The sequence below is a fragment of the Acetatifactor aquisgranensis genome (assembly GCF_943193215.1).
Classification (GTDB): Bacteria; Bacillota; Clostridia; order Lachnospirales; family Lachnospiraceae; genus Acetatifactor; species Acetatifactor aquisgranensis.
The window spans coordinates 18,883-40,266 of sequence record NZ_CALPDH010000028.1 but is presented as its reverse complement, the minus strand read 5'-3'; the positions used below and the strand labels follow the sequence as shown (position 1 = coordinate 40,266).

Annotated in this window: 19 protein-coding genes and 2 tRNA genes; 18 read left to right on the top strand and 3 right to left on the bottom strand. The window is 52.3% G+C overall.

Annotated features, from left to right (window positions below; all coding sequences use genetic code 11):
• The first annotated feature begins 205 nt into the window (after positions 1–205).
• The 10 genes from NFS35_RS21020 to NFS35_RS20975 all read left to right on the top strand — a co-directional run bounded on the left by NFS35_RS21020 (position 206) and on the right by NFS35_RS20975 (position 12,328).
• Positions 206–1,309: a VCBS repeat-containing protein gene (locus NFS35_RS21020; protein ID WP_251209033.1), complete on the top strand. Its 1,104-nt coding sequence runs from the start codon at positions 206–208 to the stop codon at positions 1,307–1,309.
• On the top strand, positions 1,306–1,959 hold the full coding sequence (locus NFS35_RS21015) for a response regulator transcription factor (protein ID WP_251209032.1): 654 nt from the start codon (positions 1,306–1,308) through the stop codon (positions 1,957–1,959). Before NFS35_RS21020 ends, NFS35_RS21015 begins: the two co-directional genes overlap by 4 nt.
• A 2-nt stretch (positions 1,960–1,961) precedes the next feature.
• Positions 1,962–3,539, top strand: coding sequence for a HAMP domain-containing sensor histidine kinase (locus NFS35_RS21010; protein WP_251209031.1), 1,578 nt, complete (start codon positions 1,962–1,964; stop codon positions 3,537–3,539).
• Complete coding sequence (locus NFS35_RS21005) at positions 3,505–4,347, top strand: hypothetical protein (protein ID WP_251209030.1); 843 nt, start codon at positions 3,505–3,507, stop codon at positions 4,345–4,347. Before NFS35_RS21010 ends, NFS35_RS21005 begins: the two co-directional genes overlap by 35 nt.
• Positions 4,348–4,446: 99 nt before the next feature.
• Positions 4,447–5,226 carry an N-acetylmuramoyl-L-alanine amidase family protein gene (locus tag NFS35_RS21000; RefSeq protein WP_251209029.1) on the top strand — a complete coding sequence of 260 codons (780 nt, stop codon included), beginning with the start codon at positions 4,447–4,449 and terminating at the stop codon, positions 5,224–5,226.
• Positions 5,227–5,313: 87 nt separating this feature from the next.
• Positions 5,314–5,395: transfer RNA gene (locus tag NFS35_RS20995), tRNA-Tyr, on the top strand.
• Between the two features lie 14 nt (positions 5,396–5,409).
• Positions 5,410–5,493 (top strand) — tRNA-Leu (locus NFS35_RS20990).
• A gap of 139 nt (positions 5,494–5,632) precedes the next feature.
• Positions 5,633–7,093: an extracellular solute-binding protein gene (locus tag NFS35_RS20985; RefSeq protein ID WP_251209028.1), complete on the top strand. Its 1,461-nt coding sequence runs from the start codon at positions 5,633–5,635 to the stop codon at positions 7,091–7,093.
• Position 7,094: 1 nt separating this feature from the next.
• Complete coding sequence (locus NFS35_RS20980) at positions 7,095–11,048, top strand: ATP-binding protein (RefSeq protein WP_251209027.1); 3,954 nt, start codon at positions 7,095–7,097, stop codon at positions 11,046–11,048.
• Positions 11,049–11,053: 5 nt separating this feature from the next.
• The gene (locus NFS35_RS20975; protein ID WP_251209026.1) at positions 11,054–12,328 is read left to right on the top strand and encodes an AI-2E family transporter; all 1,275 of its coding nucleotides are present in this window, start codon (positions 11,054–11,056) and stop codon (positions 12,326–12,328) included.
• Positions 12,329–12,350: 22 nt separating this feature from the next.
• Here the strand turns inward: NFS35_RS20975 and NFS35_RS20970 are convergent, their stop codons facing one another.
• The 3 genes from NFS35_RS20970 to NFS35_RS20960 all read right to left on the bottom strand — a co-directional run bounded on the left by NFS35_RS20970 (position 12,351) and on the right by NFS35_RS20960 (position 15,211).
• Positions 12,351–12,854, bottom strand: coding sequence for a hypothetical protein (locus NFS35_RS20970; protein WP_251209025.1), 504 nt, complete (start codon positions 12,852–12,854; stop codon positions 12,351–12,353).
• A 72-nt stretch (positions 12,855–12,926) separates the two neighbouring features.
• Positions 12,927–14,369, bottom strand: a complete 1,443-nt coding sequence (locus NFS35_RS20965) for a sensor histidine kinase (RefSeq protein ID WP_251209024.1) — start codon at positions 14,367–14,369, stop codon at positions 12,927–12,929.
• A gap of 26 nt (positions 14,370–14,395) precedes the next feature.
• Entirely contained in the window at positions 14,396–15,211 is an 816-nt protein-coding gene (locus tag NFS35_RS20960) for a LytR/AlgR family response regulator transcription factor (protein ID WP_251209023.1), read from the bottom strand.
• A 202-nt stretch (positions 15,212–15,413) separates the two neighbouring features.
• Between NFS35_RS20960 and NFS35_RS20955 the strand changes: the two genes are divergently transcribed.
• The 8 genes from NFS35_RS20955 to pstC all read left to right on the top strand — a co-directional run bounded on the left by NFS35_RS20955 (position 15,414) and on the right by pstC (position 21,382).
• Positions 15,414–15,797 carry a TetR-like C-terminal domain-containing protein gene (locus NFS35_RS20955; RefSeq protein ID WP_251209022.1) on the top strand — a complete coding sequence of 128 codons (384 nt, stop codon included), beginning with the start codon at positions 15,414–15,416 and terminating at the stop codon, positions 15,795–15,797.
• 115 nt (positions 15,798–15,912) lie between these two features.
• Positions 15,913–16,284, top strand: coding sequence for a GntR family transcriptional regulator (locus NFS35_RS20950; RefSeq protein WP_251209021.1), 372 nt, complete (start codon positions 15,913–15,915; stop codon positions 16,282–16,284).
• Positions 16,285–16,287: 3 nt separating this feature from the next.
• A complete protein-coding gene (locus NFS35_RS20945) occupies positions 16,288–17,139 on the top strand; it encodes an ABC transporter ATP-binding protein (RefSeq protein ID WP_251209020.1) in 852 nt (283 codons plus the stop codon).
• Positions 17,136–17,789, top strand: coding sequence for an ABC-2 transporter permease (locus tag NFS35_RS20940; protein ID WP_251209019.1), 654 nt, complete (start codon positions 17,136–17,138; stop codon positions 17,787–17,789). The genes NFS35_RS20945 and NFS35_RS20940 overlap by 4 nt, the downstream gene beginning before the upstream one ends.
• A gap of 300 nt (positions 17,790–18,089) precedes the next feature.
• On the top strand, positions 18,090–18,719 hold the full coding sequence (locus NFS35_RS20935) for an RND transporter family protein (protein WP_330640391.1): 630 nt from the start codon (positions 18,090–18,092) through the stop codon (positions 18,717–18,719).
• Positions 18,720–18,775: 56 nt separating this feature from the next.
• Positions 18,776–19,126: a TnpV protein gene (locus NFS35_RS20930; protein WP_251209018.1), complete on the top strand. Its 351-nt coding sequence runs from the start codon at positions 18,776–18,778 to the stop codon at positions 19,124–19,126.
• 554 nt (positions 19,127–19,680) lie between these two features.
• The gene (locus NFS35_RS20925) at positions 19,681–20,487 is read left to right on the top strand and encodes a phosphate ABC transporter substrate-binding protein (protein WP_251209017.1); all 807 of its coding nucleotides are present in this window, start codon (positions 19,681–19,683) and stop codon (positions 20,485–20,487) included.
• 22 nt (positions 20,488–20,509) lie between these two features.
• Entirely contained in the window at positions 20,510–21,382 is an 873-nt protein-coding gene (gene pstC / locus NFS35_RS20920) for a phosphate ABC transporter permease subunit PstC (protein ID WP_120436767.1), read from the top strand.
• Positions 21,383–21,384 lie beyond the last annotated feature (2 nt).

Below are 21,384 nucleotides of genomic sequence, written 5' to 3'. Positions count from 1 at the left end.
TGAATTTCCTCCATGCATACTTGCGCATATCCATGGAATGGAGGTATAATTTACGTAAGCGGAAAAGGAGGAGCATTTGGGATACGGAATGCGGCGCGGAGGGAGCCGAACTGCCAAAGAAAGCTGCGTTTTGTAGCCAAAATGATGCAAGAACGGGTTATGATGACACCATATTCAGATAATGAATTTGGAGGAGGAACTTCCAGTGGGGAAAAAGCGGATATTGATTACAGTTGTATTCATTTTATTCTGTACAGGGTGTCTGGCTTATCCGGCAAAGGTTCTGGCCCAGAATGAGACAATCGCGCTTCTGGTGCAGCAGTACGAGGCCTATCAGAGCGCTTTTGAGTCCATCGGCTCCCTGGAGGACGCGGAGGCCGCGGGATATGAAATTATAGAGGAGCAGCGTTTCCCGGTGCAGCTGGAGACTTTCGGCCCGGAGGAAGTGGAGCTGGTGGCCATCATGCACAAGGAGTACCACAGACTGGCGGTGCTGATCGTGGACGGCGGCGGAGACGTGCTGTTCAAGACGAACCAGCTGGAGACCAACCACAAATATCCGGGACAGCTGGAGCAGCCCACGAAGAGCCTGGAATCCGTGTCCTTTCAGGAACTGGATCACGACGGCCTCACGGACATCGTGCTGATTACCATATGCCAGAACGACACCGGGGACTACGCGGGCAAAAGCTACAGGGTAGGGGACGTGCTGTTTCAGCGGGACGGGGACTTCTACCGTGACTGGCGGATCTCGGACAAGATAAACCGCTTCAGTATGAATAAGAGCGCGGACTTCATCGCCTCCTATGTAGGGGAGGGCAATTCCACGGAAATCCTCTACACGGCCACTACATTGGAGGAGCTGCTGGAGCACGGTTTTCATCTGGTGCAGGAGCACAGCTATACGGTGGACTTCGAGAAACAGGGGAGCCTCCTGGTGGTCCCGGGCTTCATAAGCATGGCGGATTACGATGTGTTCATGATCTACCTGGTGAACGCCCAGGGGGATATTGTCTGGAGCTTCCAGCCCATGGAGGACTACGACAATCTCTACGCCCTGAAAGGCCTGGTCTGCCGGGACATGGACGGGGACGGGATGAAGGACGTGGTGGTGCTGGCCAGATACAGCTACGCCGGCGCGGACGGAGAACTGCTCATTGACACGAAATGCGACATATATTATCAGCGCACGGACGGGTTCGAGGCGGAAAAGAATTTCGGGGAAATCTATCAGTGCGGCCCGGAGGATACCATGGATGAGCTGATAGGGATTATTAGAGAATACTGGGGGTGGCCTAAAGAGGAATGATTAAGATACTGATTGTAGACGATGAAAAGTCCATCTGCGACTTGATAGACATTAACCTGTCGGCGGCGGGATACCACTGCAAGACCGTGCAGGACGGATTAGAGGCCCTTGACATGATTGAATCGGAGAACTTTGACCTGATTCTCCTGGATATCATGCTTCCCGGGGCGGATGGCTTCGATATCATGGAATATATCAGGCCATTACGGATTCCCGTTATATTTATTACGGCAAAACATGAAGTCAAGGACAGGGTAAAGGGCCTGAAGCTGGGAGCGGAGGACTATCTGGTGAAGCCCTTTGACGTGGTGGAGCTGGTGGCCAGGGTAGAGGTGGTGCTGCGCCGCTACAACAAGACGGAGGTCCTGCTGACGGCCGGGGACGTGGTGGTGGACACAGAGGCCAGAAAGGTGACGAAAGCGGGGAAACCGGTCATACTTACGAATAAGGAATACGGCCTGCTGGTGCTGTTCATCAGCAACAAGAACATAGCCCTTTTTCGGGAAAATCTCTATGAAAAAGTGTGGGGGGACGAATATCTGGCGGATAGCCGGACCCTGGATCTCCATGTCCAGAGACTGCGCCGGAAGATGGGCTGGGAGGAGAATCTGGTGGCAGTGTATAAGGTAGGCTACCGGCTGGAAATCTGACTATGAAGTTTGTGAACAAGATTTTGCTATGGACAATCATCATCATGGCATTGGCATTCGGCTTAAGCGGCTATCTGTTCGTGAACTCCGTCTTCCAGAAATCCATGGAGCGGGAGGTGGCCCAGGCCCTGGACGGCAGCAACATCCTGCGGTTCGCCTTTGAGACGGCGGCCCTGAACATACCTACAAAATATAACGTGCTCCAGGACATCGCCGTGGAGCAGATCGGGACCAAGCTGGAGAGCAGCGGCCAGGGTACGGAACGGTTCCTAAGGCTTTCCAATGAAGAGAAGGAAGTCCTGTATCAGAGCATCGGCTTCGCGGAGGATTCCGCGCTTCTGCAGCAGATTACGGAGGACGCGAGAATCTGGCAGGTGGTTCGTCAGGGGGACCGCTATTATGTCCATACGGGGCTCATGGTCAACGCTCTGGACAGGAATCTGTATCTGGAGACCCTGGAGGACGTGACGGAAGTGTTCGAGGAGCGCACGCTTGGGTTTTCCGTGTACCGGAGGGTGACTCTCGCCATGCTGGTGTGCAGCTCCTTTGTGATGTTCCTGATCTGCACCTGGCTGACCAAGCCCATCCGCCTGCTCACCGGGGCCACCAGACAGATGGCCGGGGGAGACTACAGCTACCGGGCGAAGAAGGTCAGCAGCGACGAACTGGGGCAGCTCACCGTGGATTTCAACAGCATGGCCAATGTGCTGGAGGCCACCATCGGGGAACTGCAGGAAGAGGTGCGGGCCAGGGAAGATTTCATTGCCGCCTTTGCCCACGAATTGAAGACGCCGCTGACCGCAATCATCGGTTATGCGGATCTGCTGCGGTCAAGAAAGCTGGATGAGGAGAAGCATTTTCTGTCTTCCAACTATATCTATACGGAGGGGAAGCGCCTGGAGAATATGTCTTTCCGGCTGCTGGACATCATCGTCACCAAGCGGGAGACCATAGACCCCCAGCCGGTGGCGGCTAAAGTACTGTTTGAATATCTGAAAGACATGTTTTCGGGAAATAAGGAGCAGCGGATCCGCTTTGCTTTCAGCAGCGGGACAGTGTACGCGGAGGCCAATCTCTTAAAGTCCGTCCTGCTGAATCTGGTGGACAATGCCTGTAAGGCTTCCAGTGAGGGAGGCCTGGTGGAAGTGATTGGAAAGCGGCTGGAGAATGCCTATGCTTTCCGGGTAAAAGACGTAGGCGTAGGCATTCCTGAGGAGGAGCTGATGAAGGTCACGGAAGCCTTTTACATGGTGGACAAGTCCCGCTCCCGCAGCAGGAACGGGGCGGGTCTGGGCCTTGCGCTGTGCGTGGAGATACTGCGGCTCCATGACAGTGAGCTGAAGATAGAGAGCAGGGTGGGCGAGGGCACCTGCATCAGTTTCGTGATTCCGGACAGGAAAGAAGAGCCCGGGCAGGATGCGCAGGCGCGGCGGAAAGTGGCGGAGGAAACCCTCCGCCAGAATGAGGCAGCCCGCGACATGGCGTCATGGGAAATGGAACCACAGGCCGGGAAAGCACAGGGAGAGGCAGTTGAGGATGCGGAAAATGAAGATGACGAGAAAGAACTGGGAGAAACTTAGCCTGCTGCTGATTCCCCTGGCGGCGGTTATCGCGGGGCTTGCGGTGTGGGGGCCGGAGGCTCTGGCGAAATACCGGGACAGCAGTATCCTGAACCAGATCCAGACCCAGGAGACCCGGACGGGAACGGAGGGATACCGTTATTCTCTGGGCAGCAATGAAAAGGTATATATTTTGTCGAAATGCCTGAATAACCAGATTCTGCCGGAGAGCGATCAGAATGCCATGACCCGGGGGGACGAGCTGGACTATGATAATCTGACAGGCATTTATGCATTCGTGGCCAACAGGAAAGACTCTTCCGGGCAGGACGTGGAGGAGAGCGCGGGAATCGAACTGACCAATCAGGGCATCCGGGAGCTGAAGGAGCGGGGGATACTGCCGGAGGGAGTCCAGGAACTGACGCAGGACTCCTACAGCGCCGTACTGTATTCCGCAATCGATGTGCCGGATCCCCAGAACAATGTGCTGGTCTGGAAAATCAGTCTGGACACCAGCCTGCAGAATGCCAACAAGGAGAACCGTCTGCTGGATGCCTATGTGGACGCGGATACGGGCAAGATATACGAGTTCTACGCGCGGACGGGAATCGTTTCCTGGGAAGCCGTGGATGCGGACAGGCTGGTGGCGGCATGGGCGGAATATATGGAACTGGGGGAGCCGGAGGAGTATGAGAACACGAACCCCCTGTCGGAGAATACGCCATATTTCAAAAAATATACTTTTTATGGGATGGACGAGGAGGATGTGGTGGCCACGGTGGGATACTACGAAGGAATCAATGAGATGTACCTGAAAATTTCAAAGTAAGATTTTCAGATGATACAACTTGGATACAAAAAGGATGTCATTTTGATAAAGCTTTTCTGTATACTGTAGCCGACAGATAAGAAAAGCGAGGAGCAGGATATGCGCAGGCAGAGCGTCAGAGGACAGGATTTCAGAAAAGATAAGCTGGTGAGGACGGCAGTATTCCTGACAGCTTTCTTTTTGTCCGCGGCTGTTCTGGGCAAGGGCTGCTATCTGCTGATCTCCGCGTGCATCAATGTCTTTGCCGGGGACAGTGCGGCAGAGGGGACTGAGGATATTCCGGGCGTGGCTGACGGCGGGAACGGGGATATTTTCCTGCTGAACGATACGGGTCCTGTGGCGCTGGTAGCCATTGACGCCGGGCATGGCGGGGAGGACGACGGCTGCTACAGAGAGGGCGTGTCGGAGGCGGTGGTCAATCTGGAGCTGGCCAGGGGCCTTTCTGAAAAGCTGCAGGAGCTGGGCTTTGAGACCGTGATGCTGCGGGAGGACGATGGGAGCCTGCCGTCTCTGGAGGAGAGGGTGACGGAGGCGGAGAACGCGGGAGCGGACATTTTCGTCAGCATCCACCAGAATGCCTATGATGGCACGGAAATCGGGGTAAGCGGCATCGAGACCTGGTACTGCGGAAAGCTTGCGGACAGCGGCCGCCTGGCCGGACTGATACAGCAGGGGGCTGTAGAAAAGACGGGCGCCGTGGACAGAGGAATCCAGGATACGGATGAACTGTATGTGATCCGGGAGGCATCCATGCCCGCCTGCCTGATAGAGACAGCGTTTCTGTCCGATCCTGCGGAGCGGCAGGCCATCACGTCAAAGGATTATCAGGACAGGCTGGTGGAAGGGATGGCCCAGGGCATTGCGGCCTATTTTAACTGAAGCCGTTTTGGCCCGTTTTTTGAAATAACCCTTGCGATCTGTGCGAAACTATGCTACAATTTCTTTGTTCGGGCGATAGCCTGATATGGATGGATTCCCGAGTGGCCAAAGGGGACAGACTGTAAATCTGCTGCAAATTGCTTCGGTGGTTCGAATCCACCTCCATCCATTCATTTTGAATATGCAGGTATGGTGGAATAGGCAGACACAAGAGACTTAAAATCTCTCGGGGGCGACTCCGTGCCGGTTCAAGTCCGGCTACCTGCACTGCTTAAAAGGAATTTACGTTAGGCTGTGGTCGAAGTAAGTTCCTTTTTTGCTTGGAAAGACGATAGTTTTATTGAAAATATATAAGGGGTATGCTAGAATGAAAGATAATGAAAAAGCAGGCGCATGGGAGGTAAAGATGAAAAACAGTAAAAAGAAAGCCGGAATTTTGTGCATAACGGCAGTGTTGTTTTTTGGTCTGACAGGATGCGGGAATAAGAATCCGCTGGATCCCGGCAATCCTGTTTCCCTGACAGTATGGCATTATTATAACGGTTCCCAGCAGGCGGCGTTTGACGCGCTGGTGGAGGAGTTTAACGATACCGCAGGCAGGGAAAAGGGAATTTATGTGCAGGGCTACAGCCAGGGCTCTGTATCGGATTTAGAGACCGCGGTGCGGGAGGCTATCAATGGAGAAGTGGGGGCCGATCCCATGCCGGATCTGTTCTCCTCTTATGCGGATACCGCCTATGAAGTGGAGCAGGCGGGCGCTCTGGCCAATCTGTCGGACTATATGGACAAGGAAGAACTGGAAAAGTATGTGGACTCCTACATAGAAGAGGGACGCATCGCATCGGACGGATCCCTGCGGATTTTTCCCGTGGCGAAATCCACGGAAATGATGATGATCAACAGGACGGACTGGGAAGCCTTTGCGGCGGCGACAGGCGCCTCTCTCGGGGATCTGGAGACTATGGAGGGCATCACCGCCGTGGCACAGAAATACTATGAATGGACGGACAGCCAGACGCCGGATGTGCCGGGGGACGGCAGGGCGTTTTACGGCAGGGACGCGGTGGCCAATTATTTCGTCATCGGCATGCATCAGCTGGGAGTGGAGATTTTCCACGTGGAGAACGGCCAGGTGACCTTGAATCTGCCCAGGGAGGAGCTGCACCGTCTCTGGGAGAATTACTACGTGCCTATGGTCAAAGGGTATTTCGGGGCCTACGGCTCATTCCGTTCCGACGATGTGAAGACGGGAGACTTGCTGGCTTACACGGGTTCCACTGCCTCAGCCATGTATTTTCCCAATCAGGTGGAGCTGGAGGACGGCAGCTATGCCATTGACTATATCGTGATGCAGGCGCCTGTGTTCGCGGGCGGAGAGCGTTACGCGGTACAGCAGGGCGCGGGCATGGTGGTCAGCAAGTCTGACGAGAAGCACGAGTATGCCGCTGTAGAATTCCTGAAATGGTTCACGGAGGCGGAAAATAATCTGCGGTTCGGCAGTGTCTCCGGCTATCTGCCGGTGCGCAAGGACGCAGGGAGCGCGGAGAAGCTGGATCAGGTAATCGCGGAACAGGGGCTGGAGGTGGCTCCGAAGACATATGACTGCCTGGTTTCTGTTTTTAAGGCCATGGACGATATGACGCTGTATACGAACAAGAGCTTTCAGAACGGCTCGGCGGCCAGAAAAGTGCTGGAATACCATCTTGCGGACAAGGCTGCTGCGGACAGGGCGGCTGTGGAAGAGGCCCTGGCACAGGGGAAGAGCCTGGAAGAGGCTGCGGGCGGCTATGTGACAGAAGAAGCCTTTGAAGAGTGGTACGAAGATTTTTGCGGGACGCTGAGACAGGCAGTGGAAAAGCAGGGGTAAAATGGAAAGCGAAAAGCGAGACAGAAAAAAGGCGACAATATTCAAGATTTTTCTGATTCCCCTGATTATCATCATGCTGACACAGAGCGTCATTACCATCGGCACGCTGGTGATAAAGAGAGTTGCGGGCAGGCTGGAGGAATATTCCGTCAGCATGATGAACCGTATGGTGGAAAACAGAAAAGTGATTCTGCAGAATGACATGAACCAGCAGTGGGCCACCGTCTGTGAGCAGGAGGGCCTCATAGAGGAAATTCTGCATGGCTATCTGCAGGACGAGGACATAAGCGTGGAGGAGCTGTTTGCCTCCGATGAGATGAAGAACGAATTGCTGGCTCTGCTTTTCCCGGAATGCCTTGATATCCTGCAGAGACATTCTGCCAGCGGCATTTTTCTGATTCTGACAGATGCGGATATGGAGGAGCCGGGGGATTTTGCGGGCTTTTTTGTGCGGGATTCAGATCCGTATACCAATCCCGCCAATAATACGGATCTGCTTTTGGAGAGAGGCAGCAAGATGCTTTCCAGAAAGTGGAATATCCCGCTGGATACCTCCTGGACGACTCATTTCCGGATGGAGGGACAGGGGAAGGACGCCGCGGACAATTATTTCTATGAACCCTGGCGGGCAGGAACGGAATATGCCGGGGCGGATGCAGACGACTTGGGATATTGGTCTCTGCCCTTTTTCCTTGAGAAAGGAATCGCGGATTCCTACGAGATGATTACATACTCCCTGCCGCTCAGGCATCAGGGACAGGTGTACGGAGTGATGGGAGTGGAGATTTCCGCCAGGACTCTGTACGATTATTTCCCGGTGGCCGAGCTGAACGATCAGCAGCAGTCGGGATATCTGCTGGCTGTCAGGGACAGCGAGGGATTATACATGCCCATGGTGGGCAAGGGAGTCCTTTCCAACCTGGCGCAGGCGGCGGGAGAGAAGCTGGTGCTGCGGAAGACGCGCTATGACAATCTCTCACAGGTACAGGATGTCCGATTGGACAGACAGAATATCTATGCGGTGGCCTGTCCGCTGAGGCTGTACAGCAACAATGTTCCCTATGAGAACACGGAGTGGGTGCTCTTAGGCCTGGATACAGAAGAGGACCTTTTTGGGATGAGCCGTCAGCTCTACCTCTGGCTGGTGATCGCCATTCTCATCGGATTGATTTTCGGAGTGTTCGGTATTTACATTCTGGTCAGGTTTCTGACGAGACCGGTCCAGCAGCTGATGCAGTGTATCAGCCACGGAAGAGAGGGGCTTCAGGAGTTCAGGCCGTCGAATATCCTGGAGATAGATGCCCTGTATGATGTGGTGAAAAATCTGCTGGAGCAGCAGAAAGAGGCCGAGAACATCCTTTTGGAGGAAAAGGAGCGTTACCGGGTGGCGCTGGAATCCTCCAAGGATTTGTTCTTTTCCTATGATATGCAGAACCATATACTGGATATCGTGAATCATGAGACGATGAGCGGACAATGGCAGTGCAGGGATTCCGAGAGCGGATTCATCGCTTCCGAGTACATATATGAAGCGGACAGGGCGGCGGCCATTAAGGCCCTGCAGAGCAGGGAAGATAAAATGTATGCGGAATTCCGGATGAAATGGCCCGAGGATTCGGACTATCTGTGGGTGGCAATTTCCGGCAAGGTGGTCTACGACACGGATGGCAGACGGTGGAAGATGGTGGGCAGTATCCGGGATATCCAGGAACAGAAAGAAAAGGAGGCCAGGCAGCGCAGAAGAAATGCCACGGACGGCATCACGGGACTGTATACTTTCAGCGCCGGTCTGGAACAGCTGGAAATATGCAGGAGCACATGCGGGCATCGAGGCGCTATGGTGACTCTGTTCGTGGGCCAGCTGAAAGAATGCAATGAGAAAAACGGTATCGTATTTGGAGATATGATACTGGAAGAGCTGGGAGGCCTGACCCGCGACTGCTGCCGGGCATATGCCGTGCAGGAACGGCAGGAGACAGTGGCGCTGCGTCTGGACGGAGATGAGTTCGCCATATGGCTGGCAAACGCGGACAGGCAGAGAGCCGGGGAATGGACGGAGAATCTGCTGGGAAAGGCCGCGTCAGTCTTTGACAGGGAGCGTTTCATTGTGGATATACGCGCAGGTGTGGCCTGCGGGGGAAGAGAACAGACGGCGGAGACCCTGATTTGCATGGCGAAGCTGGCCAGGATGAGAGCGATTCCCGATAGAGAGGGAGCATACATCTTTTACGAGGATATTCCGAAGCCGGAGCGGGAAAGGCTTCCGGAGCTGCAGGGACGGGAGGTCAACAGCCTGGACTATGGCGAAGATGTCAGCCTGGTATCGATAGCGCTGAATCTGTTTGGAAAGGGAGCGGATTTCCCGGCCCAGATGACTTTGATGCTGCGGAAGATCGGCAGGCTCTATCGGGCGGAGGCAGCACAGGTATCTGTGCTGCGGGCGGATTTTTCTTCGAATTATCTGGAGTACCAGTGGCATAGAGACGGCAGCGCCGTGTCGGAGAATGTGAGAAAATATAAGGAAGAGGACAGGGCGGCTTTCTGCGGCTGGCTGGGGCAGGAAAAGATGAAATGGTTTTCCGAGGAGGACAGCCGCCGGGAAATGCTGCAGACTTTCCTGAGCATCGCGCCGGGGCAGTATGGTCTGGCGCTGCCCATGTATGATAATGGCAATTATATGGGAAATATCTGTATCCTGGGTATGGAACAGGCGCTATTGGAATCCCAGGAGGAATATCAGAATCTGGCAGAGCTCGGCAGTGTCATACAGAGCCAGATGAACCAGCAACAGCATGATATCGCCAGCAAGGCTAAGTCGGAATTCCTGTCCCGCATGAGCCATGAGATACGGACTCCCATGAACGGTATCATTGGCATGACGGAGATTGCGCTGCACCAGAATCAGAGCCAGGAGCGGATCACGGACTGTCTGCAGAAGATACAGTCCTCCTCCGGGTACCTGCTGGGACTGATCAACGACATCCTGGATATGTCCAAAATCGAAAGCGGAAAAATGAAATTAGAGAAATATGATTTCGACATGCAGGAGATGCTGGATACTATAAGGGAACTGATAATGCCTCAGGCGGTGGCGAAGGGGATTGAATTTGTGCAGGAAATCAGCCTGACGCACCGCTGGCTGGCGGCAGACAGGATGAGGATCAGCCAGGTGCTGATCAATCTGCTGGGGAATGCGGTGAAGTTCACGCCTGCCGGGGGGAAGATAACGCTGACCATACAGGAGAGAGAAACTGTGGATGGGAATGCTCTGATTTCATTTGCGGTGCAGGATACGGGAATCGGTATCCCGGAGGAGGACAGGGAGAGGGTGTTCCGCTCCTTTGAGCAGTCCACCGACAGGAACCCCTCGAAACAGCAGGGGACGGGGCTGGGGCTTTCCATCAGCAGCCGCCTGGTGCAGATGATGGGGAGCAGCATCCGGCTGGACAGCGAGGTGGGAAAAGGCAGCAGGTTTGGTTTCCAGGTATATCTTGCGCTGGGAGAGTGTGTAGAGGATGACGGGCAGCGTGAGGAGATTTCTTTTGACGGCTATCGGGTTCTGGTGGTGGAGGACAATGAAATCAATGTGGAGATTGCCCAAAGCCTGCTGGAAGAGAGGAATTTCACGGTAGACTGTGTCTTTAATGGAAAGGAAGCTGTAGAGCGCATCCGCTCCACGCCCCCCGGCACCTATGATGTGATATTGATGGATATCATGATGCCGGTGATGGACGGCCTGGATGCAACCCGCGCAATCCGCGGCATGGACAGGGAGGATTGCCGGACCATACCGATTGTAGCCATGTCGGCCAATGCCTTTGATGATGATTTGAAAAAATCTGTGGAATGCGGCATGAACGGACATCTGTCCAAGCCGGTGGAAGTGGATAAGCTGTATCAGACCCTGGATGAAATCCTCCGTGGTAAAAATGAAAAGGATAAAACAGGAGGCTAAAGAGTATGGAATTCAGCAAAGGAAAAATAAGACAAATAAGACATTTGATGATATTGGCGGCGCTGCTGGTGCTGGCGGTCATATACAGCGAGACGGTATTCCGGGGAATCGCTTTTTTCTTTGGCATCATATCGCCGTTTCTGGTGGGCGGGGTCATGGCATTCGTGCTGAACATCCCCATGAGGGCTTTTGAGGAGAATCTGCTTGGACGCTGGAGAGGGAAAAACGCCGGGAAAGCCAAGAGACCCTTGTGCCTTGTGCTCGCCATCGTATCTTTGATAGTGGTGATAGCCGTGGTGGTAGGAACGGTAGTGCCCCAGGTGGTGGAGACTGCCACTGAAATCGGCCAGAAGATTCCCGGCTTTACCGACAGGGTAGTGGAAAGCCTGAATCAGCTGATGAAAGATTATCCGGAGCTGACGGAGCAGGTAGACAGGCTGGAACTGACGGAGATTAAATGGGATTCCGTGCTGGACAGCATCATCGACTTCCTGAAAAACGGTGCCGGGGATGTGTTGAATTCCACGGTCAGCGTGGCCAGCGGCATCATATCGGGTATCGTGAACGTGGTGATATCGTTTATCTTCGCTATCTATATTCTGGCCCAGAAAGAAAGGCTGGAGGACCAGGGACGGCGGATTCTCTCGGCCTATCTGCCGGAGGCGGTGGGAACTAAGGTGCTGGAAATCTGCAGCCTTTTATATAAGAATTTCAGCAGTTTCATCACCGGGCAATGTCTGGAGGCAGTGATTCTGGGCACCATGTTTGTGGTGAGCATGACGTTGTTCAGGATGCCGTATGCGTTGATGGTGGGAGTGCTGATTGCGTTCACTGCGCTGATTCCTATCGTGGGCGCGTTCATCGGCTGCGCTGTGGGAGCTTTTCTGATTCTGATTGACAATCCGCTGCAGGCGCTGTGGTTCGTCATCCTGTTTTTGGTGCTGCAGCAGATAGAGGGGAACCTGATATATCCGAAAGTGGTGGGGAATTCCGTGGGACTGCCCGCTATCTGGGTACTGATGGCGGTCAGCTTAGGCGGCAGCCTGTTCGGGATTTCAGGGATGCTGTTCTTCATCCCGCTGACATCCTCCTGCTATGCGCTGCTTAGGGAGAGCGTGAACAGCCGGAATGCCAGAAATGGGGTCCCGGCAGTGCGGAAGAAAGAAGCTGATGCGGAGACAGGGAGCGGGAAATTACCAGGCAGCGTGGAAGAGAAAAAAATGGAAAAGAAAAATCCGGCTGGCAGGAATACCGGAAAGAAGATGGGAAAGAAACTGTAAGGGGGCGGAATGCCCCCTTTTGTCAGAACAGAGTGTTGCCGAGCATGTTCGCCATGTTCTGATAGGCCGTCCATGAGCCATATCCTGTGAGCGGATATCCCAGAGCGCTCTGGGAATACAGGTTCCGGGACATCATCTGGAGCATCAGCTGATTGGCAGCATGGCACTGTTCACAGCAGATATTGCTGTCGCCGGAGGCAGCAGGCGGTGTAGAAGCGTCCCCTGATGAAGATGCATCTGTCTTCTGGGTTGCCCTATTTTCTGTCGCAGAATGTGTCTGCGCAGTTTTGCTGTACAGAGCGGAATGCGCACGGGATGTCCGTGATGTATTCTGTGCCGCCTGGGAACCTTGGGCCCCGCTTTCTGTCCGGGCCGCGGCACTGGCCCGCCTTGCGGCTGCAGCCTGCTCCATCAGGCCTGAGAAACTGACCATGTTGGCACGGCCGCCGATATTCGCCATCTGACTGCCGCCCCTGCGGGCGTAATACGCGTTCACTTCTTTGATGCTGAAATCATTAAAATACATATTCTCTCCTTTCTCCCCTTATCCGGGGAATCGCCAGGTGCTCCCATACCCGCGAATGGCGTTAAGCCTGCCTCAGACTGCGGGGTTTTCCTGCAGCAGCACCGTTACCTGGAATTCATGCCCTTCCGTTTTGATATCAACGTTTCCCCGATACTTTTCCGCCTCCCGCTTCACATTGGACAAGCCGATGCCGTGGAGAACAGCGGACATGGCAGAACCGGTTTCCGGACGTGCCTCCTTGGAGGAAACGGGAAGACCGGTCCGGGGATGGAAGGTCACATTCCCATCGAAAGAGTTCCGTACTTCTATCAGGTAGAACCGATTTTTCTTCCTGCCGGAGAGGGAGATATATCTTTGGCCCGCCTCAGTCTTTTCGCAGGCCTCCAGGGCATTCTGCAGCAGATTGTTCAGGATGATGCCGATGTCATAGACATCATACCCCTCCGGGGGCGGGCAGATGAAGTCCGCGCTGAAGTCGATGCCCAGCCTGGCAGCGGCCCTTTGCCTGTCATTGACGATTACATCCGTGACGGCATTGCCTGTGGAGACAGTGAATTCAAATACCTGCATGTTTTCATCCATCCTGGCGATATACCGTTCCATGTCCTCATAGCAGCCCTTTTCCGCAAGGCCTTTGATGTTGGCCATATGGCCCCGCATCTCGTGCTTCATCCGGCGTATGCCGTCATGAATCTGCTCCATCTGGACCAGCCGTTCCTGAATGGCGGCCAGCTGCTGCTGTTCCGCGAAGTGCTTGCCCCGTTCTTCCTGGAGGAGGACGGTCTTCTGGCAGACGGCGATTGCGGCCAGCGTTCCTGCGTAGAACAGAAAGGACAGCAGGGGCACGATGCAGACCGCCGCCGGAACCTGCTTGTAGAGCTGGAAGATGGAAGTCCCGTCCGCTATGAGGAGGAACCGCAGGGTGATGTTCACGAACAGGATGCCTGTTACCGGCGTCAGAAGCAGGTAGCACAATTCTCTGACATGCAGCGTCAGCGCCTGTTTTCGGAACTGCCGGGCCAGCCCGTGGAGCATGATCGCAAAGCACAGGAACATAAGCCCGTCGGTGAGCAGGTAGTTATATGACGCGCCCAGGAAGACCTTTTCCGGCGTATCCGCATCCAGCAGGAAGAGCCGATTGGAAAAATAGTCCGCGCTTTGGGTGACCATCAGGCTCAGATGCCGGATACAGTAAAAGAGCACGCTCAAAAGGAACAGAAGCTTCCGCTCTATGCCCAGATACCTTGAAGCAGCTATCAGCAGAGCCGTCACCAGCATCATGTACAAGGTGCCGTGGCCGGGGAGCAGCATGCCCATAAGGAAGACGGAAGAATAGTCGAAGAACACGAAAAGGGATTTTTTGCGTATACTTCCCAAAGCCTCTGTCCCGCCGCTCATGAATGGCCTGAGAAAAGCTGCCAGGCAGGCCGCGTACAGAAACGCCTCGATTCCTGTGACTATCTGGTGCAGCAGTATGAAAGTGGTCTCCTGCAAGGGTTCCTCCGTTTTGGTCATTTGGGTTCCTGCATCTGCCTCCCGGATTATGCAGATTCCGAATCTCCGACGGGCAAGGATTTTGATGCCAATGCTGTCTGACTCTGCAGGAACCGTAAGTGTGTCTTTACAAAATCATCGTATTTACGCTTTGAAACAATCAGTTTTTCACCATTTGCCAGCGCGGCCTGGTTGCGGCTGTATTCCTCCACATAAGAAAGATTCACGAGATAGCCCTTGTGGATACGGGAAAATTGTCCCTGCAGTTCCTGTTCCAGCTGGCTGATCTTTCCATAGTATTCCAGGTTTCCCTCCTTTAAATGCAACAGAAGCTTATGGCCCTGGCTCTCCACATAGTAGATATCCTGCAGGGGCACCGTCCGGCTGGTGCTGCCGGTCTGGATGACCAATGTGCTTCGGCGCTGCTTTTCCGCGGCGGCAATTCTTTCCGCTGCCCGCCGGAACGTCTCCGCGAAGCGCGCCTGATTTACAGGTTTGACCAGATACTGGAAAGCCTCCACGTCAAAGGCCTGGTACACATAGCTGTCATAGCCTGTGACAAAAATGATGAGAGGCTGGCTGCTTAAAGGCATTTGCCGCAGCCTCCGGGCCAGCTCCATGCCATTCATGGAACCGGCCCCGGCTCCGCTGCCCGTTTCTCCGCCGCTCCCGGAATCCTGCGCCGTCCCGCCGCCCAGTTCTATGTCCAGAAACAGCAGATCATGCGCCTGCCTGTCCGACAGATAGGTCTGGGAATCCCCATATTCCGTGATTTCGCATGTTTCATCCTGCCGCCGCACCAGGCTGGCCAGCAGGCTTCTGATATTCGGTTCATCATCGCAGATTGCAACCCTGATTGTCATCACATCCTTTCGGTTCTGAATTCTGTATCGGATAAAAAGCCGGAATCTTAACAGTGTTTGCGCAAACGGCGGGTTTGACAGCGCAACCGGGCAGGCGCAACCCTGTGGGGGAGAAATGGTTGCAAAAACCGCTTTCCTATCATATAATCATAAGGAAACAGGACAGTCCCTGCTGCCCGATATACTTGAGGAGATGAAGACAATGCCTGATTTAATAGCGGAGTACCCGGCAATCGACTCCCTGGAGACCTGCCTGAATGCGGCATTGGAGTTCGCCACAAAGAACCGCCGGGCCATCTTACATATCTATAATTCCGTGAACAGGGATATTTTTGAGCAGTATCTGTGGAAAGTCTGCCAGCATGTGGTGTCCGCCTATGCCGGGGCGATTTTCGCGGATAAGCCTGTGCGGGAGGAAGACAGGGAACTGATGATTTGCTTTTACAGACAGGAATGCTTCGGCATGGTCATGGGGTGGATGAACAGAGGCATGAAAGACGGCATACGGGAGGATATCAGCCGCCTCCGCGAGCTCCGCAGAGGCATGGTGGACGAGATGATTCGGCGCGGCCTGGATGGGAAGTGAAAAAGAGGGGCTTTTTCGATGAAAAGGCTCCTAAAAAAATTTTTCGGATAAACAGTATATAACACTTGACAACAGATATATGCTGTTATATACTGTTTGCGAGGAGGAAAGAGAAATGCGCATAATAATAAACAGTTCTTCCATGGTTCCGATCTATGAACAGGTCACGGACCAGATCAAGACCCTGATCCGCGGCGGGGAATTGAAAGAGAACGATAATCTGCCCTCTGTCCGGGTGCTCTCCAAGGAGCTGAAAATCAGCGCCCTGACTGTGAAAAAGGCCTACGACAGCCTGGAGGAGGAGGGCTTTGCCGTCACTGTCCACGGCAAGGGGACCTACGTGGCGGCGGTAAATGCCGGACTTTTGCTGGAGGAGCAGAAAAAGGAGCTGGAGGCGGATCTGGAGATGGCCGTCCAGAAAGGCAGGAGATACGGAATAAGCGATGAGGACATCAGGAGCTTATTTGAATTGATTTTGGAGGGATGACTTATGTTGCGAATTGAAAATTTACGAAAAAGCTACGGCACATTCCAGCTGGACTGTTCTATGGAGATTCGGCCAGGCTGCGTGACCGGGCTGGTGGGGCAGAACGGCGCCGGAAAGAGTACCACGTTCAAGGCTGTTCTGGGGCTGATTTCCCCGGACGGAGGGGACATCAGGATTCTGGGAAAGGACAGCCGGGCTTTCGGGACAAAGGATAAGCAGGAGCTGGGCGTGGTGCTGTCCAATGCCGGCTTCAGCGGCTATCTGACCGTCAGGGACATCATTCCCGTCATGGACGGTCTCTATGCCCATTTCGACAAGCCTTTTTTTCTGGAACAGGTCAGGAAGTTCGGGCTTCCCGACAATCAGAAGATCAAGGAATTCTCTACGGGCATGAAAGCGAAACTGAAAGTCCTGACGGCCATTTCCCACAGGGCCCGGCTGCTGGTACTGGATGAGCCTACCGCGGGCCTGGATGTGGTGGCCAGGGATGAGCTGCTGGAGCTGCTCCGGGAATTCATGGAGCAGGACGAGAACCGGGCGATACTGGTCAGCTCCCATATCTCAGGCGACCTGGAGACCCTGTGCGACGACATCTATATGATGCATGAGGGAAAGATTATCCTGCACGAGGAAACGGATGTGCTGCTGGACGATTACGCGGTGCTGAAGATGGATGAAAGCCTTTATGATACCATAGAGAAGCGCTATATCCTGCGCAGCAGGAAAGAAAGCTTCGGCTACAGCTGTCTGACGAACCAGAAGCGGTTCTACAGCGAGAACTACCCGAAGCTTGCTGTGATAAAGGGAAGCATTGACGAAGTGATTATGATGATGATTCGAGGTGAGGCATTATGAAAGGTTTGTTGATTAAAGATTTGAAACTGATGAAGAGCACCAGGAATTCACTTGCACTGGTTCTCCTGATTGCCCTGGGGATGTCGACGTATATCAGCGATATATCCTTTATCATTACCTATCTGGCTATTATCGGAATAACGTTTGCCACCGGCACGATTAGCTATGACGAATTCGACAACGGCAGTGCCTTTCTCTTCACCCTGCCTGTCTCAAGGAGAGGCTATGTAATCGAGAAATATCTGTTCAGCCTGCTGATGAGCTTAGGCGGATGGCTGATAGGGACGGTGATTGCCATCGGCGTAGGGACAGCGAAAGGCACCATGGCATCGGAAGAGGGCATCATGGTGGCTCTAATGCTGCTGCCCATGGTGCTGTGCCTGGCGGCGTTCCTGCTTCCCATGCGCCTGAAATTCGAGGGGGATAAGAGCCGGATTGCCATGGTGATAGTGTTCGGGGGATTTTTCGTCATCACGATTATGGGGGTGAAAGTCTTGCAGAAGCTGGGCATTGACGTGGAGGCCCTGATGAAAAGCCTGTCGGCGATAAGCGCCGGCATGGGGGCCGTGATAGTGGCTGCCGCCAGCATCGCGCTGCTGCTCTTGTCCTGCCATATCAGCATCAAGATCATGGAACACAAGGAATTCTGAGGAGGCCTCATTTAGGCATTCGGACGGATATGTCTGTTTTTTGGTCACATAAAGCTCTGTGTCACATTTTTGGGCACAGGGCTTTTTTTGACGATTTTCACCGGAAATCTCATTTGCTATACTCATCATGATGTTCGGGCGCGCCCTTGGAATCGCCATGATTGTATCTGGATGCATCAGGCTGGCGGGGGATTTCTCCAAGGATCTGTTCCGGCTTGCGTTCCGGTACAATCTGGAGTTTGGGATTCTGCTGATTGCGCTGGGGGAAATCGAATAACAGAAAGAAAGGATGATGGAACCATGAAGTTTTCAAAAGGAGTGGTAAACTGCCGCATTGCCATATTGATTCTGGCGGCAGTGCTGATGATTCCGGCTGTCCTGGGGATGGCGGGGACGAGGATCAATTATGACATGCTGGACTATCTGCCGGAGGACATGGACACCGTGGCAGGGCAGAACGGGCTGATGGAGGAATTCGGCAAAGGGGCCTTTTCTTTTATCATCGTGGAGGATATGTCCGGGAAAGACGTATCGAAACTAAAGGAACAGATTGAACAGGTGGAGCATGTGGAGACAGTGGTCTGGTACGACTCGCTGGCGGATCTGTCAGTGCCCATGGAGCTGCTGCCGGAAAAGATTTACCGGGAGTTCAACACGGATCGATCCACCATGATGGCGGTTTTCTTCGACAGCTCCACGTCCGCGGACATCACCATGGATGCTATCCGCAATATACGTGCCGTCTGCGGAAAACAGTGCTATGTGTCGGGCATGTCGGCGCTGGTGACGGATATGCCATACTTATTTGTGAAGAGTTGGCTGCCCAATACAAAAATAAACAGAACAGGGACACGATCAGCCGACGATTCAGCTGATCATGTCTTTTTTATTTCTTTTCATCTGGTACAATACTGTACGTCTAAAAAGTAACATAAGGGAATAATGGGTTGAATCAACCTGCATGAAAGTATGTCAGGAGGAAAAGCATGGGTGAACTAAAGAAACGGATAACAGAGAATAGTATTGATTATATACTGGTAGGGGATTATTATATCCCTGATTTGAAACTGCCGGAAGAAAATCGTCCGATTGGGTATTTTGGTCGGCTGCACCGGGATTATCTGAAGCAGGAACATTCCGCACGTTATACAGCATTATTACTGACTTGTAAATTATGGACATATCTTGCCGATTTGAATGAGCAGGCAGAGAAACGGTTAGATATTATCATGGAGCAGATGAGAACTGCCGAAGGAGTGACCGAGGAGCTAAAAGCCAAAAATCAATGGGAATGGATTCGGATGGACAAAAAGAGATTAGAAAGGCTCTGTGTATGATAAATATGCAGGGCTTTTCACTTTTGGACATAATGTCTAAAAGTTATAAAAAAGGAATGAATGAGATGGATTCCGCAGGCGTAGGTATTGTGGGAATGTGTATAACAGCCTGTTTTATGGAGTTGTGGGTAACTGTGTTTGCAGAACGTGGGAAAGCTGCACTTTGCTTTTCCATGTGCTGTGAACACAGTTATCCATGACGGAATAGGCAGTTATGCATATTTCCACAATGCGGTTTTTAATAATAACCTGAATCCGTAAAGTTCAATTCATAATTAAGTTTAGAAAGCCAGTATTTATGCCTTATTCCGGCTTTTTGAAACACTAAATTTTTATCACCCAATGGGTGAAGAAATTTTCGTGTTTTAAATCCAAGAAATTCCTATAAAATATGGGTTAAAGGCAATTGTACCAAGTTGAACTTCACGGATTCAGGAATAAGTCTGCAAATTTTACAAATATTTGACAAAAGTTGTGTTTTTGATTTTACAGACAGTACTTATCATAATAATCACAGAACAAAAAATATCAGATAGAAAAGGAGAAAATGTATCATGAAAAAATTTGTCACACTTATTACTATTGTATCACTTATGCTTACTGCTATGACAGGATGTGGGAAAACAGTCAGTGGATCGGTATCTACGGACGGTTCGACTTCTATGGAAAAGGTCATTGGTGCTTTGGGAGAAGCCTTTGAGGAAAACAATTCCGGCGTAACCTTTACATATAATCCTACCGGCTCCGGTTCCGGAATTACTGCGGTTGCAGAGGGACGCTGTGATATTGGTCTTTCCAGCCGTAACTTAAAGGATGAAGAAAAGGCACAGGGGTTGACTGAAACGATACTGGCTCTTGATGGCATTGCTATTATTGTAAATCCTGATAATCCGGTAAATGACCTTGACCTTGAAACGATTGGCAGAATTTATAGGGGTGAAATAACGAATTGGAAGGACATAGGCGGTAATGATTTGGAAATTGTACTGATTGGTCGTGAAGCGGGAAGTGGTACAAGAGATGGCTTTGAATCCATTACAGATACGGAAGATGTCTGCAAATACCGTCAGGAACTTACATCTACCGGGGATGTGATAACAACGGTGGCGGGCAATCCTGCGGCAATCGGTTATGCTTCCCTTGCGTCTGTAAAGGAAACTGTAAAAGCACTTTCTGTCGGCGGCATTATGCCTACGGAGGAAACAGTCAAAGATGGCAGTTATGTAGTGCAGCGCCCTTTTGTATTAGTTACAAGGAGCAATACAGAGCTTTCGGAGGCTGCACAGAAATTTTTTGACTATATTACATCATCTGAAGCAAATGAGATTATCTCATCTGCGGGTGCTGTGCCGGTAAACTAAAGGCTTTGAAAGGTGGAGTCAAATGAAGAACAGAAAACGGCTTATGGAGAATGCCATACATGGCATTTTCCTGGTACTTGGTCTGATTACGGTTGGCTGTGTGCTTTTAATTACTGTTTATCTTGTCATATCCGGTATTCCTGCTATCCGTAAAATAGGTGTTTTAAAATTCCTTTTTGGGAAAAAGTGGGCTTCTACGGCAGCACAGCCGCAATATGGCATTTTGCCTTTTATCCTCACAAGTATCTACGGTACGGCTGGTGCAATCGTGCTCGGAGTGCCGGTTGGCTTTCTGACAGCGGTTTACCTCTCTAAAATTGCGCCGCCCAAAGTAAAAACTGTTATAGAAACGGCGGTCAGTCTGCTGGCGGGTATTCCGTCGGTAGTTTATGGACTTGTAGGAATGATGGTGCTTGTTCCGGGGATACGGACCCTCTTTCATATTCCAGACGGGGCAAGTCTGTTTGCTGCCATTATAGTGCTTGCTATTATGATTTTACCGTCAATTATCAAAGTATCGCTTACGGCGTTAGAGGCAGTTCCCAAGGAATATGAGGATGCTTCCCTTGCACTTGGCGCAACGCCGGTTGAAACATATTTCCGTGTATCCGTTCCGGCAGCAAAAAGCGGTATCGCAGCGGCTGTCGTGTTAGGAGTTGGCAGGGCTATTGGCGAGGCAATGGCTATTATGATGGTGGCAGGGAATGCACCTAATATGCCGAAAGTTTTTCAGAGTGTCCGTTTCCTTACAACCGCTGTTGCAAGTGAAATGTCTTATGCGGCTGACGGTAGTATACAAAAACAGGCGTTGTTTTCCATTGCGTTGGTGCTGTTCCTTTTTATCATGCTGATAAATGCCGTGTTGAATTTCTTTTTGAAACATAGTAAGGAGTAAAT

Bases quoted from the DNA above. Each gene is read 5' to 3' on its own strand.
- NFS35_RS21015 (WP_251209032.1), top strand. From the start codon at position 1,306: ATGATTAAGATACTGATTGTAGACGATGAAAAGTCCATCTGCGACTTG.
- NFS35_RS21010 (WP_251209031.1), top strand. From the start codon at position 1,962: ATGAAGTTTGTGAACAAGATTTTGCTATGGACAATCATCATCATGGCA.
- NFS35_RS21005 (WP_251209030.1), top strand. From the start codon at position 3,505: ATGAAGATGACGAGAAAGAACTGGGAGAAACTTAGCCTGCTGCTGATT.
- NFS35_RS21000 (WP_251209029.1), top strand. From the start codon at position 4,447: ATGCGCAGGCAGAGCGTCAGAGGACAGGATTTCAGAAAAGATAAGCTG.
- NFS35_RS20985 (WP_251209028.1), top strand. From the start codon at position 5,633: ATGAAAAACAGTAAAAAGAAAGCCGGAATTTTGTGCATAACGGCAGTG.
- NFS35_RS20980 (WP_251209027.1), top strand. From the start codon at position 7,095: ATGGAAAGCGAAAAGCGAGACAGAAAAAAGGCGACAATATTCAAGATT.
- NFS35_RS20975 (WP_251209026.1), top strand. From the start codon at position 11,054: ATGGAATTCAGCAAAGGAAAAATAAGACAAATAAGACATTTGATGATA.
- NFS35_RS20970 (WP_251209025.1), bottom strand. From the start codon at position 12,854: ATGTATTTTAATGATTTCAGCATCAAAGAAGTGAACGCGTATTACGCC.
- NFS35_RS20965 (WP_251209024.1), bottom strand. From the start codon at position 14,369: ATGACCAAAACGGAGGAACCCTTGCAGGAGACCACTTTCATACTGCTG.
- NFS35_RS20960 (WP_251209023.1), bottom strand. From the start codon at position 15,211: ATGACAATCAGGGTTGCAATCTGCGATGATGAACCGAATATCAGAAGC.
- NFS35_RS20955 (WP_251209022.1), top strand. From the start codon at position 15,414: ATGCCTGATTTAATAGCGGAGTACCCGGCAATCGACTCCCTGGAGACC.
- NFS35_RS20950 (WP_251209021.1), top strand. From the start codon at position 15,913: ATGCGCATAATAATAAACAGTTCTTCCATGGTTCCGATCTATGAACAG.
- NFS35_RS20945 (WP_251209020.1), top strand. From the start codon at position 16,288: ATGTTGCGAATTGAAAATTTACGAAAAAGCTACGGCACATTCCAGCTG.
- NFS35_RS20940 (WP_251209019.1), top strand. From the start codon at position 17,136: ATGAAAGGTTTGTTGATTAAAGATTTGAAACTGATGAAGAGCACCAGG.
- NFS35_RS20935 (WP_330640391.1), top strand. From the start codon at position 18,090: ATGAAGTTTTCAAAAGGAGTGGTAAACTGCCGCATTGCCATATTGATT.
- NFS35_RS20930 (WP_251209018.1), top strand. From the start codon at position 18,776: ATGGGTGAACTAAAGAAACGGATAACAGAGAATAGTATTGATTATATA.
- NFS35_RS20925 (WP_251209017.1), top strand. From the start codon at position 19,681: ATGAAAAAATTTGTCACACTTATTACTATTGTATCACTTATGCTTACT.
- pstC (WP_120436767.1), top strand. From the start codon at position 20,510: ATGAAGAACAGAAAACGGCTTATGGAGAATGCCATACATGGCATTTTC.